This is a genomic window from Flavobacterium sp. CR10, from assembly GCF_055814415.1.
Map to the genome: position 1 here is coordinate 3,935,537 of NZ_CP185985.1, position 13,961 is coordinate 3,949,497.

Consider the following 13,961-nt stretch of genomic DNA (forward strand, 5'->3'; position numbering starts at 1 on the left):
AATTCAAAAAAGAAGAAAATGACGCAACAACACAAAAAAATATCCGAAAATCAGACAATTGTAATTGCTGCAAATGCGACTCAAAGAAATAATACTTCCCAATTACGGGATAATCGAGTATTCTCTGTTGTTCAAAGAAAACTTCAAGAAAAAACCTTATATAATACTACATCTATACAATTAAAAAAAGGTGATGGAGAAGAAAAAAAGAAGAAAAAAAACAAAAAGAAAAGAAAACGACAAGATTCTGAAAGCGATGAAGATAGCAGTGGCGAATTTATTCCTCCACAAGCCAAAAAACAGAAAAGATTTCATGTTCCGACAGATATTACTGAACAAGTTATAAAAAGCACTGCTCATAAACGTGTTAATGTAAATAACAGATATGACGAAATATATACTTGTCCTGCTTGTAGACGGCCTTTAGCTTATACAAAAAAAGGAGGCAAAAAGCTGGAATTAACAAGGTATGCTTATACAAGTAAAAGCGGCAATTATCACGAGCAACGTGCTCTAGCATTAGACCATTTTCCTACTTGGGATCAACGCGAACGTGACTTGAAATCTAGAGGAGCCAGTGATAACGAAATGAAAGAAGATCACAATGATCCAGACGGTCTTAGGGCTTTTTGCAAAGTATGCAATGAAAGCCATAAATATGAGAGAAAGAAAAAAGTCGATTATGAAAGTGATGATGACGAAGACGGATACCACGCACCAGATGATGAACCTGAAAATAAAGGTTTTTATAAAGATTTTCGTTATGATCCTGATTCAGGATCAGGCGGTTCTGGCATAATAGCGTAGAAACTATATATTCTAATATATTCCTCATCGCAATTTTAATAAAAAGAAAGGCATTATGAATAGCTATAGTAAAGTTCCAAAAGAAAATGATTATCAAGGAGCGGCAACCAGTCTTACTCCTAATAGAAATACTATTGGCAACACTTTTCAGTTGGCCGATAATCGTGTTTCGTCTTCGACCTTAACCAATACCAATATTTCCGTTAGGCAATTAAAATCTAATCAAGCGATTGCCAATTTTAATTCTAATGTTGTGCAATTGGGACGGATAAATTTCACCAAAGAGCAACGCGAAAAAAAATTAGCGGCAAATAAAAAGAGTAACGGAGGCTTTCATACCTGCACGAATTGTGGATTCCAACACAAAAAAATACACTATGCTACCTTTAAAGGAAGGAGAATGGGCGATGGACAATTTCACGTTGATCACATACAACCTGCATCAAAAGGTGGTAAAAATAACATGAGAAACGGCAGAATTTTTTGCGGAACATGCAATACATCCAGAGGAAACAGAGCAAATGTAGGAGTAACAGGTTTCAAAAAATATCATGCACTGCATAGAAAAAAAATTGCAAAAAATTATATGCGCAGACCAAGTAAAAAAAGAAGATAAAACTTAAATCTAAAAATAACTAATAGCATTTAAAATTAGTTTTTATGGAATATTCAACTGATAAAACAAAAACGCAATCTGCCGCGAATAGTTCTGGCGAAAAAGTTATTCAAAATAAGGCAAGAGAACTTAAGGATAATCGTCCTATTTCTGTTTTACAAAAAAAAGTCAATAATACTGGTTTGCCAGACAATCTAAAATCAGGCATAGAAAACCTCTCTGGTCATTCTATGGATGATGTTAAAGTACATTATAACTCAGACAAACCTGCCCAACTTAATGCTCATGCCTATGCGCAAGGTTCAGATATTCATATTGCCTCAGGACAAGAAAAACATTTGCCACACGAAGCGTGGCATGTGGTACAGCAAAAACAAGGGCGAGTAAAGCCTACTCTGCAGATGAAAGGCAAAGTCAATGTAAATGATGACAAAGGCTTGGAAAAGGAGGCTGATGTTATGGGGACGAAAGCACTACAATTTGTAAATGATGGATCGCAAAAGAATGTTCATTATACCAATTCTTTAAATTTACAAACAGTGCGTCAGCTCGTACGTATTAAATTAGACAACGGAACCTATTATCCAGATTCTCATGCAACGGGGCAAATAGTAGAAAGTGATGAACTGACCTCTGAACAACGAGGAAAAGTAAATACGGATCTACAAGGAAACGCAGTATTAATTAACTCGATAAGAAACGGTTGGAAACATATAAGGCAAAATATAGATCCTATTATAGATCCACTTTTAGCATCCGCTAATTTAACAGACGAGGCTACTAAAATCAAAGCAAGACGTTTATACAGAGAATCTCAGAACGCAGGTAGCGGATTAACCGCTTTACTCGATGCACAAAAAGAATGGCAGAATTTTTTATCTGAAAATGCAGTACCTATGTCAGCTATACTTTCTGTACACCGCAGTTTCGGTTTTGAATATGAATTTGCAACATGGGAACTAGCGCCTCCAAATACCGTTGATGTTCCTTCGCATACAGAAGTAGGAAAATCTGCTCCTTTTAGCCCTTTGTTTAATACCTCATTTATATTAGAAACAGATGCTCAAAAAGAGTTAGAACTAGTTGCTCCTCCTCTCTTAGCAGGAGGAGCAAATGGAATAATAAACAAAGCATTCATATCACAAGTACATACTTTGTTTATTAATGCTTTAGTTGCATTTAGAGGCACACATGCCACAGCAAATACTCATGTAAATGCTTTACCATTCAATGATCATATAGGTACTGGATGGAAATGGACTGCATCTGCAGCCTTAATTAGAGTTGCAACAGCAAGAAATAAATGGGCAGGAAAAACAAACCAAATCGGCTATCAATTAAACATAGCACTTACTCCACATGAGATAACCGAACAGTTTCAAAAAGATTCTCCAGGAGCAGACAATAATCAAGAAGCTGTTTATAATAAAATCCTTAAGCGTTTTCATGATAGTGAGGTATATAAAGGATTAGAATCTCCGAAAACTGAAATAGATACTGCATTATTGTTATTAGCCAAAGGTATTTCTAATGCTATAGCTATTCCAACATTGAGTTTAGTTGCAAAGACCAGAAAACCTTGGTTTACCGGTGATTTACATTCTCATGTCAAAGATTTACATGGTATCTGGGTTAAAGATAATGTACCTAATATAACTTTGGCGGCAGTGAAAGGAAATCATCAAGCCCAAAATGATTTAAGAAGCATTATATTATCTGAAAAAGATAAAGTAGCGCGAGACATCTTGACAAGCATACCTCAATATACGCCTCCAAAAGAAGTTAAAGGGGAAAACACAGGCATTACAGCTATGAGAGAAGCGCATACTAAGCTAGATACTGCTGTTAAAGGCGGCACTACAAGTCTTAAAAAAGCGGCTGAAACAGAGGCTATTGCTTGTCTAACCAAAATTGCAGAACGCCTAGAAAACCATGACGAAACACCAACTGTTAATGCAAAAACAGATTTCCTTGCCGAAAAATTTGGTACTGGCGATGGTGTTCGTAAAGATACATATGCTAATATACCTGTTTCTGGCAATAAAACTTTACACTTAGCCGAATTAAGGACAAATGCAACAACTGATGCTTTTTTAAGATAGTTATTTTAACTAATTGTAACGCCTCAATAAAATCTAATTCTTTTAATATCAATTATTAAATTTCTCGAAAGCTTTGTTTCAATAAAGAATATCCTATCATTTTATAAAGTATTGATTTTTCTCCATACAGTTTGTACTTTTGCCTTATGAGCGACAATTTTACAAATGAATACTTTGGTATAGGAATACAAAATGGTAAAACTCCAGAAAACTTAGGTGTTTTATGGAGATCGGCCCAAAACTTAGGCGCTACTTTTATATTTACCATCGGAAATCGATATGCCAAACAAGCCTGTGATACTCATGACGCAGTAAAAGCAATTCCTTATTTCCATTACGATACGTTTGAAGCTTTTTTTGAAAATTTACCAAAAGGCGCAAGATTAGTTGGCGTTGAATTATCTGAAAAAGCTGCCGATTTGGAAACTTTCGAACATCCTAGACGTTGTGTTTATATATTAGGCGCAGAAGATCACGGCTTATCCAAAAAAGTAATGGAAAAATGCCATCATTTAGTAAAGTTTAAATCAGAAAAAAGCTTGAATGTAGCTGTGGCGGGAACTATTGTTATGTATGATAGAAATTTGTCCAAACCGCGTTCTTAATAACAATTTAGACAAGTTTCCTAATTCATTTTCTTTAACACATATTCGTCATTCCCAGGATTAATGTTTGCAATGGGCTCTCCTGAAATTATGTATTGATTATCATTTTTTTGAATGTAGATAATTCCAAGCTCATCGTATTTTTTATTGAATACTATTTTAATTTTATCCTCACCTACATCCTCTGCCTTTAGATTCTTATAAACTTCTGCTTTTTCGCTATCACCTACATAAATAATAGTAATATCTTCTAGACTTTTAATATCTATCGAAAAACTGGTAACAAGATCATCTTTGTTTTTTCTTTTAAAGTTATATTTTCCTGACCAATCATTCATTTTAGAATTTGGATGCACTTCTTCCTTATCAATAGATTTGCTTCTTAAACTTAATATTTTTCCATCAGTTGTTATTCTATAGTTTTCATTTAGCTTCTTATAAATCTTTGAAAATCTAATTTCAAAAATACTAATCGTTAAATCCTTATTTATTACAAAAGACTTAGCAATATAACTAGCATCTTCCTGTATTTCACCATCTGCCTCAATACCAATAAGCTGCTTTGATATTAACTCTTGATTTTTTACATTTATAACCAAATGATCTAAGAAATAATCCTCTTTTTCATCACGAATATTTAAAATATAGGTCTGAAATGGCAATCCTCCATTATCTATACGATATATCGCATTGGGAGTATTTTTATTGATTTTTTTATAAACCAAATTTGATATCGATTTTAATTCGTTTCCTTCGACTCTCGGATACTTTATATCACACTCTATATTTTCTTCAAGATAACATTCCTCCATATATTTCATATAATCAAATGGCAATGCTAATAAAGATTCTTTCTTAGCAGAACTTTTCGAAAGATTTCTATTGCTAATTAATTTGCAGATAATAGTTCCATTTTTATTTGTGATGGCAGCGGTTTCATTTTCATATTTTATAGTAGTTATCGATTCTTCATTATTTTCTTTTTTACTGTATTCAGTTCGCTTTGTAATTTTAATCACCCTATTTTGATTATCATATTCGTTAACAATGCTTTCAGTGCGATTGTAGTTTTCTCCCACAAAATATTTCTTCTCATAAAGCAGGATAAAACTTTTGGGATTGTAAACCGTTTTTATTTCTTTTCGAACATTGTAACTGCCAAACTCTAAATAAGTTTCAATCATCGAATTGTCTTTATACGCATATTTTGCATTTCCTTTTTTTGCATAAGAAGCAGTATCTTCTTTCTGAATTTTTCCCCAATCTTTTTTATGCTGGAAAAATGTATTCAAATTGGTTTTCTTATAAATAGCTCCGTCAATCTTTTCAATCAAGCTGTCTTTATCTTTAAAATCTAAAAACTTATTGGTTCTAAAAACTTCGTATGCTTCTGTTGAAAGCTTTTCTTTTTTTGAAGGAGAATAAACTTGTAAATCCTGTGAAACACATCTTACAGTAGATGATAAAAACAAAAAAATAATGAATATGATGCGCATGATGTTTTTTTAATATTTCTGTAAATAAAACGTAATATTTAAATTCTAATTCTAGTACTTTAAAACTTTAATTAACCGCCTCTTTCCAAATGCCAATAATCTTCTCGGAATAATAATAATTACCTGTTATTATAAGAGCATTTAAGGTAGCAACATTAATCTCGATATTAGGAAATTGAGATTTTGCTTCAGCAATAAAGATATTTTTCTTTCTTGAATCGCCAAGCAAATACGCAGCAAGTATTCTTCCGATATGCGTATCAATACTGGTGGAATCAATTTTAAAAGAAGTTTCAAATTTTATCTGTGCTTCTTTATAACGCTTCTCATCCAATAACAGATATCCGTAATTGCTTATTTGCACAGCATCGTCAGGATTTTTGCTCAAATATTTATTATAAGCAGCTTCAGCTTTTTTATAGTCATAAAGTTCCTGATAGATCGCGGCCAAATTGGTCAGTAAAATATTCTCGTTTTCATCCAATTTTAGGGCTATTTCAAAATCTCTGATGGCTGCTGGAAATTCCCCTTTTTCTTGATAAAGTCTTCCCCTTTGTGCTCGGTATCCGTAAACATCAGGATGCACAACAATTAGCCGGTCATAAATTTCAGCAGCAGTCCCCCAATCTACTATCTGTTGATATGCCTGACCGGCGTAGAATTCTAAATCATCTGCAAAATCTCCCGAATTATCTCCAAAGTTATTTGAACTGTCTAAACGATATTTGTACAGTTTGTAAATTTCTATAGCCCGTTGCGGAATAGGAATATCAATTAGACATTTGATATAATTATGATAAATCCTAACTATAATGTTTATATCATATTCAATCGCTTTCTCAAAATTTTTAATTGCATTTTCGTTATCCTTTAAAAAATAATAATTATTTGCAATCAATTCATACAATTCAGCATTTGCCATATCCATTTCGAGTGCGTATTCTGCTTCATCAGTAGAATCTTTATATTGCTGTAGGTGGGCCAAACAAAGCGCTTTTAGCTGATGATATTCTGGGTCTTGAGTATTTATCTCTATCGACTTGGTTACAGTTTCAATCGCTTCTTGATATTGTTCTTTGTTATATAATTCTAGTGCTTCATCATAATATTTTTCAGGTAATTGGCTTGCTGAAACTGCCGCAACGGCAGCAGGAAAAAACGGTTTTATAGATTGGTTTTGTACTGTTTCGTTCTTATTCAAAATTCTGAGCGATTTTATTTTCCCCGTCTGCTCTTCAATTCCGATCTCATATAAATTTTCTTTCTTTTGATACGGTTGCACTAATGCACTAAACTTGACATAATTTGGATTATTTTTTGTTGGTATAAAACATAGCCTCGGCTTAACGCCCAACTCTACAACAATTCTATCGGATTCTTTACGGAAACTGCGGATATAATTAATCTCTTTTTGGATTTTTTCCTGCGCAATACCTGTTAAAGATGTGAAAGCAAGAAAAATAAAAATGATAAGCCTCATATATTTTGTCTATTAGAAGTTGGTTTGCTAAAAAATCTGATTAGAAAAAAGGAATTAATTCTCATATGAATATTCATATGCTTCACTCAATTTATTGTCAGAGTTGTAATTGTATACCGTTTTAATACAACCGTTGGAATTATTTAAAGAAACAGTTTTTGCTAAAATCTTGTTTCCTTCCTTCGCTATAAAAATGTCTTTCTTACCTTCTGAATATCTTATGTTCTCAGAAAGCAATGCATTATCTTTTATGCTGTAAATTTTCATTTTAGAATAAAAAACTTCTTGGTCGTTTTTATATTCATAGACCAGTTTCTGCGTTGCATTAACCTCTTTTACAATCCTTCCAAATTCATCATACTCGAAAAAAGTAATAGCAACCACATCTCCGCTCCCATTTACTGTTTCGCTCTTTGCGCACTGAAATTTATCATTAAGATGAAACACTTTAGCAATCATTACATTTTTCTGATCTACAGAAATGATGCTGAATTGTTTTTTGCTATATTTAAAAACATCTTTAGATTTTTCTCCCTTTTCATTTCTTCGCACTATACTGTCAATCAAATGGTATGAATTTCTATAATACAAATCTTCGGAATACAGTGCGCCATTAATAATAGTCGAATATTGTTTTATCAATCCATTTTTGTCATACAGTGTTTCTATCTGCAAAAAACTCTTAGCAGTTTTGGTACTTTCTCTAAATGCTTTTGCAGTTACTTTTCCTGTAGAACAGCCCAAAAAAGCATTGGGCTTTGGATAATAAGAAATGCTTGAATTTTGTATCAAATTATCAGCGTAGTTTTGATCTACTTTAAATTTTGATTTTAATTCTTTTTCCGATTCCTTTTGTCTTTCTGCAATCTCGGCCACTCGCAACTTGCCATAATAAACTTTATCATTAAAAGGAACTTTAAAATACGATTCGTAAGTTTCAATATACTTATCTGGATTGGTCACTAGAATCGGTTTATCGACACCATTGGATAATATCATTCCTGATTTGAGTTTGGAATCATGGTTATAAAAATAATAGTAGCCGTAATTCCTAAACTCGATTACACAATCCTCATTGACATGAAACACCTGCACGTCTTGAATTGTATCAAAAGCTTCGGCAAATCTCTTGTATATTTTTAAATGCTTTTCTAAACCATCTTCCTGATTATGATCAAAGAAAACCAAACTGACATCTTCTTTATGGTTAATTTCATAAAGCATTGCCTCTGGTTCAGGATTGTCGGTTAGTATTTTTTTAGAACATGCCGTCAACAAAAGTAAACACAGCACGACACCTATTAAATTGCTTTTAGCTTCCAAATTATTCTTGTTTTTGTCTTTCTACTTCAAGACAAATTTGAAAAATATAAGCATACAGATTTGGACCGATATAAATCCGCATGCTGTTATTGAATATTCGTAAACATTTTTTATAAATCCGTACTTGAGTTTTTAGTTTTTAAGAGGAAGAGTCAGTAAAACTATTGTTCCGTGCTCATTTGAAGAAATTTCTATGTTGGTTTTAATTTTATTTTCTCTAGCTAAAATCTCCAAACGTTCTCGGGCTATAGTACCTGATAATGATTGATGATCAGAATCGACATTTGATTTATCCTGATAGCCTTTTCCGTTATCTGCAATTTTCACCACGATCTGATTTTCTTGCACTGCGATTTCCAATGTTATCAATCCTTGATCAGAAAGATTTCCAATACCATGAATAATGGCATTTTCAACAAAAGGCTGAATCAGCATTGGAGGTATCAGCAAAGACGAAGTATCCATCTCTGGCACTACTATTTTGTAAGCGAAAGCATATTCAAAACGCATCTGCTGCAAGCTCAAATAATTTTCAATCGCTTCGATTTCCTGATCCAGGGGCACATAATTTTTACGGCTTAATTCTAAACTGCTTCTCAACAATCGGCTAAACTGGCTTAAATATTTTATAGATTTTTCATTTTCATCAAATCTGATAAAACTTTGCAGGGCAGACAAAGTATTAAAAATAAAATGAGGTTCCATTTGTGTTCTCAACAATTGCTGTTGCAGCAGAATTTTCTCTTTTTCTTGTTTTTGTCTTTTTTGTCTTTGGAAAAAATAAAGCAAGAATATCCAAGAAATGGCCAACAGCGACAATAAACCAACAACGAGCAACAATAACTGATTTCGTTCAAGACGATTTTCAGTATTATCGATCGTCTTATTTAACCCATGAATAGACCTGTCTTTGGCCTGCAATTCATAAATCGTAGCCATTTCTTCTGTCGCCTGAATACCCGAATTTCTAAGGATATTATCTTTAAGAGCCAATATCTCATCTGCTTCTTCAAGAGCTTCCTCTTTGTTTCCTTTGGCAAAATGATAATGCATTTTGGCTTTCTTATTCAGACATTTTTCATAATAAGATAATAGTTGCAAGTGCTGGTTTTCAATTTTATCAGCTTGTTTAATTAAGTTTTCTGCCTCAGGAAAACGTTTGGTTTGAACATAAAGATCAATTAGATTGGCAATAGTCGTGTAGAGATTTTTAATCATTACAGGACTTTCAGGATTTGCTGATAGACCTTCTTCATCATATTCTTTTACCAAATTGTAATGATCTATCGCTTTATCGTACTGATTGTTTAGCAAATAATAATGCGCCATATGCTCATTAGTAAATCTAACCTGCATTGGCTCATTTGTTTTTACCGAAATCTGTTTGAGTTTTTTAATGTAAAAAAGAAGCGAATCTGGCTTATAAATATTACTTTCTTCACAAGCTGTAAACAATTGCGAATAAGCTCTGAAGTTATATTTATAATTATCCTCAGGAAGTCCTTTTAAGATTTTTAAGGCAAGCTGATTCTGTTCAATTGATTTTTGGTATTGGCTGATTTTATTGTTGTCCTGAGCCGCATTTAGCAAACAGATGACTTTTGCCATTGGTTTGCATTTTAGCGAATCGTCATTCATAATGATGGCAGCAGATTTATTGAAATAATAAACCGATTGATAAAATTTTCCTTCAAGTTCTGAAATTAAACCTGCTCCATTGTAAATGGTAAATTTTAGCGCATTGAATTCCTTTTCTTTTTCTACAATACCTAAAGCAAAATTGATATGCTGTTTGGCACTGTCAATATCTTTTTTCACTAGGTTTTTAGCTAGATTGTAATGTATAAATGCTAAAGCTGGACTTGTTTTTGAAAAATCTTTTTCTTTGAGTTTGCCAGACCAGAAAGCCAATTTATCAGCATCGGGATTCTGATCTAGACTATCGCTGATTGTCTGTAATTTTTCAAGTATTTTTTCTGGATGAATCGAAACTTTTTCAGATTTCTGCTGACAAGAAATAACAGTCAGCAGCAAAAAAAAAACAATGTTTTTTTCATTATCTCAAAGGATTTAAATGATTTATCACAAACTCTTTCCTTCGGGTTGCAACAGGAATTTCGGAGTTATTTTTCATGACAATTATGCCTGTTTTTATATACTTATCAATAAAATCTTTGTTGACAATATAAGACTGATGGGTTTTTATGAAAAAGTTCTCAGGCAGAATATCTTCATAATATTTTAATGGTTTAGAAGCTGTTACTACTTTTTTATTTTCCAAATGAATTTGCGTATAAGATCCTTCGCCTGACAGATAGACAATTTCGTTGAGACGTACAATCTGCATACAGTCCAAAGACGAGATACAGATCCTGGAACTCATATCAATAGTTTTTGCAATATTATAGTCCTTCAAAAGATTAATCTGATTCAAATAGTCAGTCTTTTTTACTTTTTTTATTTTTTGTATTGCTGCCACAAATTCATCATTATCGATTGGTTTTAAAAGATAATCAAGCGCGCCATATTTAATGGCTTTTATAGCAAAATGATTGTAAGCAGTGATAAAAATGATATGAAAAGAAGTCTCTTCTATTTGGTTCAATATATCGAAAGCTGTACCATCAGTAAGCTGAATATCCATCAAAATCAAATCGATGTCTGTAGCTTTCAAGATTTGCACTGATTCTTTTACCGAAGCTGCCATTGCTTCAAGTTTTAGAGAATCTTCTTGCGAGACTAACCATTGCAATTCTTTTCTAATTGCTGGTTCGTCTTCTATTATTAAGGTCCGTATTTTGTTCATACTAGGAAATAACAGTTTTACAAATTAAATTCTTTACTCTAATAAAAACGTTTAGACAGTGGTTCTTTATTAAGTTCAAAATTTGTAGTACGAATATATAATTTTTTATTTCAATGTCTTGAATGCTGTATTCTAGATATATTTTTTTCATTTTTAAAAAAGAATATGGCAAATCTCCTTAATTTTTCAGCGAATTTATATTAGCGTAAATCTGCAAATCTTTTATTTTCAAATTTGTAATATCAGTTTACTATTTTATTTAATATCATGATTTACAAAAACTTTATCCTTTGTACTCTATCGAGCCTTTTTCTTTTTATCAATGCTTTACAAAAAAAGGAATCTGCGGTTTCATATTCCAATAATGATCGAGAAATTACTGGCGTGTATGCTTTGACATCTTGCGAGAATTCAAGATTCAAGATTAAAATCGAAAAAAAAGCTGAAGAATATTCATTTTTAATTTTTGACAGAAATAAAATAATTTCAAAAGATAAAGTTGAAAAACAGACTGAAGATGAAACTGTTTATCTCTCTTTTGGAAAAATTGGCGGAATATATGAGACCAATAAAATACAAATTCAGAATTACGGAAATTCAATGAATGAATATGCACATTTTACGCAATGCGGTGAAAAATATCTCACATTTACAAAATCAGAATGACAAAGTTTTTATTTTGCACTTTTTTGATCATCATCTTTCTATTTAGCATTTCTGTAATTGGCAAAAAAGAAATCTTAGAAAATGGAGAAATTAAAATCAATTGGCAGAAAAATGTATCTGGCGATTTTTCTTTTACAAAAAACTGGGATTATCCGGAAGGAGTTTATAAAAACGATTTTGGACAATTAAGTTGCGATGGATTTTGTCTGCCAGAAACAGACAGGATGAAAGATGAGAATGGAAAAATCTATACAGATTCTTTGGCAAAATTTTATCAGCTGGTAGACACTACTCACATATTTCATTCGATTAAATCTAAAACCAACAGTTATGAATGGAGGGTTTCAAATTTTGCAACCGTTAAAAGAATGAGCAGAGATACCATTTATTGTTTTACTAATAAAAATGCAGCAGCTCATAGCAGTCTGATTCTGAAAATTACAAAGGATAAATGTATTCCTGTAATTGAGTTAAATAGCATTTCAGGTTCGAAAGGAAAACAGATTTATGCTTGCAAAAAAGGATGTATTAAGATTGACCGAGATTTATGGAATAACGGAATTCTAAAAGCAAAATTTGACTTTATTTTTGAACATCCCGAAAACCTAGACAAGCCTCTATTTTGGAAAGGCAAAATCTATTCACAGATTAATGCAAAATAAACCGCAGCATTTACTAAATTTAATAATCTATATAATCATTTATTCATGAAAAATAATCCTTTCATCACAATTATCTTATTGTTTTGCATAGAAGTAGCGCTATACAATTATTTAGATTACATGAATTTAATGTCAGTCTCATCTAAATATAATGGTTTATTCGCGCTCGCTTTCTGCTTTTCAATTCCAGCAATTTCAGTTTTGATTTCGATATTTTTCAGCAATATTCCTTATAAAAAAGAATTCAGATACTTTTCTATATTTCTGGTTGTTATTTCAATTATTGCCTTTGTGACATTCTCGTATCTAGGAGCTTTAGGAAAAGCTTATCAACATTAATTGAAGACCATGAAAAACACAAAACTTGATTATATCAACATCTTCTTAGTTGTAATTCTTATTTCAGTCATTACTCTTTATTTTTCAACAAGGTTTAAAAATAAAGAACAGGACAAAATGTATTGGAATGCCGAAATTCATAGCAATTTAGAAAATCCAACAGCAGAAAATTCAAATATCATTCAAATCATAGACGCTACTTTTTTTAATACTTTCAACCATTCTGAAAGTAATATCGATTCTGAATCAAAACGAGTAACGAATTTCAAAAGTGAGAATTCTGTTTTTTTCAAAATCTGGCAGAAAGAGCTTCTACCAGATTCTCTCAACCTAAAGTATTTCTCTGTGCATGAACGCATATTTTATAAGCTTCAAACTTTGGTTCCATATGAAAAAATGAAAGATTTGGTTACCGAAAAAGATGCCGCTCCCATTTTAATATTAGAAATACAACCTAAGGGTAAAATCTTTTTAAAAATAATTCGAAACGAAAAAGCAAATACTGAACCCCAGCTTTTGGAAGCATTTACTGCAAAAGAAACCACAGGAAATTTGGATATGCTGGTTTATGAAGAATCTTTAGGAGAAAAATACAATCGTTTTGAAAGCATTGAAAACATAACTGATTATTCTGATTTGCTTCAAAATCATTACAAATGGTCTGCAAAAGTCGAAATGGGAGAACACGAGGTGTTGACAAGTTTTTATGCATATTCATTTAAAGACAACAGAATAGAAATTTCAGAAGATGCTGATACTGTTTCAAGTCGTAACATTCCGAAAATATTTTATATCTATTGGGAGGATAAAAAGAAAAAGAAATACATCATTCAATATGAACTGTCTCCTATTGAAATTTTAAGCGCTTTTAGAAAATTAAATGAAAGCACTTCTCCAAGCGATATAAAATTTACTTTTAAGGTTTATAAAAATGCTTATGCCAAATGTGAAATTTCTAAAAATGGCATCGCTATTTCTCTAAAAGATTTATATTCTTCAAAACCATAAGTACTAGCGCTATAATGCTTATTCTATTTTATACCAAAATGTAATACCGCA

The 13,961-nt window shown here is 32.0% G+C and carries 13 protein-coding genes; 8 read left to right on the top strand and 5 right to left on the bottom strand.

Annotation, left to right across the window (positions count from 1 at the left end; translation table 11 throughout):
• Window positions 1–18 precede the first annotated feature (18 nt).
• The 4 genes from ACNRYB_RS17185 to ACNRYB_RS17200 all read left to right on the top strand — a co-directional run bounded on the left by ACNRYB_RS17185 (window position 19) and on the right by ACNRYB_RS17200 (window position 4,130).
• Window positions 19–807, top strand: a complete 789-nt coding sequence (locus ACNRYB_RS17185; RefSeq protein WP_473728054.1) for a GH-E family nuclease — start codon at window positions 19–21, stop codon at window positions 805–807.
• Window positions 808–862: 55 nt separating this feature from the next.
• Window positions 863–1,423 carry an HNH endonuclease gene (locus tag ACNRYB_RS17190; protein WP_129748287.1) on the top strand — a complete coding sequence of 187 codons (561 nt, stop codon included), beginning with the start codon at window positions 863–865 and terminating at the stop codon, window positions 1,421–1,423.
• A gap of 44 nt (window positions 1,424–1,467) precedes the next feature.
• Window positions 1,468–3,525: an eCIS core domain-containing protein gene (locus ACNRYB_RS17195; protein ID WP_473728055.1), complete on the top strand. Its 2,058-nt coding sequence runs from the start codon at window positions 1,468–1,470 to the stop codon at window positions 3,523–3,525.
• Window positions 3,526–3,671: 146 nt separating this feature from the next.
• Window positions 3,672–4,130 (top strand): RNA methyltransferase, encoded by a 459-nt coding sequence (locus ACNRYB_RS17200; protein WP_129748288.1) that lies wholly within the window; start codon window positions 3,672–3,674, stop codon window positions 4,128–4,130.
• A 20-nt stretch (window positions 4,131–4,150) separates the two neighbouring features.
• Here ACNRYB_RS17200 and ACNRYB_RS17205 read toward each other — a convergent pair whose 3' ends face one another.
• From ACNRYB_RS17205 to ACNRYB_RS17225, 5 genes are all read right to left on the bottom strand, one after another.
• Window positions 4,151–5,626, bottom strand: a complete 1,476-nt coding sequence (locus ACNRYB_RS17205) for a hypothetical protein (RefSeq protein ID WP_473728056.1) — start codon at window positions 5,624–5,626, stop codon at window positions 4,151–4,153.
• A gap of 67 nt (window positions 5,627–5,693) precedes the next feature.
• Entirely contained in the window at window positions 5,694–7,106 is a 1,413-nt protein-coding gene (locus ACNRYB_RS17210; protein WP_473728057.1) for a tetratricopeptide repeat protein, read from the bottom strand.
• Window positions 7,107–7,160: 54 nt separating this feature from the next.
• The gene (locus ACNRYB_RS17215) at window positions 7,161–8,429 is read right to left on the bottom strand and encodes a hypothetical protein (RefSeq protein ID WP_473728058.1); all 1,269 of its coding nucleotides are present in this window, start codon (window positions 8,427–8,429) and stop codon (window positions 7,161–7,163) included.
• 132 nt (window positions 8,430–8,561) lie between these two features.
• Window positions 8,562–10,463: a histidine kinase gene (locus tag ACNRYB_RS17220; protein WP_473728059.1), complete on the bottom strand. Its 1,902-nt coding sequence runs from the start codon at window positions 10,461–10,463 to the stop codon at window positions 8,562–8,564.
• A 22-nt stretch (window positions 10,464–10,485) separates the two neighbouring features.
• A complete protein-coding gene (locus tag ACNRYB_RS17225; RefSeq protein WP_473728060.1) occupies window positions 10,486–11,235 on the bottom strand; it encodes a LytR/AlgR family response regulator transcription factor in 750 nt (249 codons plus the stop codon).
• A 267-nt stretch (window positions 11,236–11,502) separates the two neighbouring features.
• Between ACNRYB_RS17225 and ACNRYB_RS17230 the strand changes: the two genes are divergently transcribed.
• Genes ACNRYB_RS17230 through ACNRYB_RS17245 form a run of 4 tightly spaced genes read left to right on the top strand, consistent with a single transcriptional unit; the run spans window position 11,503 to window position 13,910 of the window.
• Window positions 11,503–11,901: a hypothetical protein gene (locus ACNRYB_RS17230; RefSeq protein ID WP_473728061.1), complete on the top strand. Its 399-nt coding sequence runs from the start codon at window positions 11,503–11,505 to the stop codon at window positions 11,899–11,901.
• A complete protein-coding gene (locus tag ACNRYB_RS17235) occupies window positions 11,898–12,563 on the top strand; it encodes a hypothetical protein (RefSeq protein ID WP_473728062.1) in 666 nt (221 codons plus the stop codon). The genes ACNRYB_RS17230 and ACNRYB_RS17235 overlap by 4 nt, the downstream gene beginning before the upstream one ends.
• A gap of 45 nt (window positions 12,564–12,608) precedes the next feature.
• Window positions 12,609–12,902 (top strand): hypothetical protein, encoded by a 294-nt coding sequence (locus tag ACNRYB_RS17240; protein ID WP_129748295.1) that lies wholly within the window; start codon window positions 12,609–12,611, stop codon window positions 12,900–12,902.
• Window positions 12,903–12,911: 9 nt separating this feature from the next.
• On the top strand, window positions 12,912–13,910 hold the full coding sequence (locus ACNRYB_RS17245) for a hypothetical protein (protein ID WP_473728063.1): 999 nt from the start codon (window positions 12,912–12,914) through the stop codon (window positions 13,908–13,910).
• The last annotated feature ends 51 nt before the right edge of the window (window positions 13,911–13,961 follow it).

Coding starts and splice junctions, on each gene's coding strand:
- ACNRYB_RS17185 (WP_473728054.1), top strand. CDS start 19: ATGACGCAACAACACAAAAAAATATCCGAAAATCAGACAATTGTAATT.
- ACNRYB_RS17190 (WP_129748287.1), top strand. CDS start 863: ATGAATAGCTATAGTAAAGTTCCAAAAGAAAATGATTATCAAGGAGCG.
- ACNRYB_RS17195 (WP_473728055.1), top strand. CDS start 1,468: ATGGAATATTCAACTGATAAAACAAAAACGCAATCTGCCGCGAATAGT.
- ACNRYB_RS17200 (WP_129748288.1), top strand. CDS start 3,672: ATGAGCGACAATTTTACAAATGAATACTTTGGTATAGGAATACAAAAT.
- ACNRYB_RS17205 (WP_473728056.1), bottom strand. CDS start 5,626: ATGCGCATCATATTCATTATTTTTTTGTTTTTATCATCTACTGTAAGA.
- ACNRYB_RS17210 (WP_473728057.1), bottom strand. CDS start 7,106: ATGAGGCTTATCATTTTTATTTTTCTTGCTTTCACATCTTTAACAGGT.
- ACNRYB_RS17225 (WP_473728060.1), bottom strand. CDS start 11,235: ATGAACAAAATACGGACCTTAATAATAGAAGACGAACCAGCAATTAGA.
- ACNRYB_RS17230 (WP_473728061.1), top strand. CDS start 11,503: ATGATTTACAAAAACTTTATCCTTTGTACTCTATCGAGCCTTTTTCTT.
- ACNRYB_RS17235 (WP_473728062.1), top strand. CDS start 11,898: ATGACAAAGTTTTTATTTTGCACTTTTTTGATCATCATCTTTCTATTT.
- ACNRYB_RS17240 (WP_129748295.1), top strand. CDS start 12,609: ATGAAAAATAATCCTTTCATCACAATTATCTTATTGTTTTGCATAGAA.
- ACNRYB_RS17245 (WP_473728063.1), top strand. CDS start 12,912: ATGAAAAACACAAAACTTGATTATATCAACATCTTCTTAGTTGTAATT.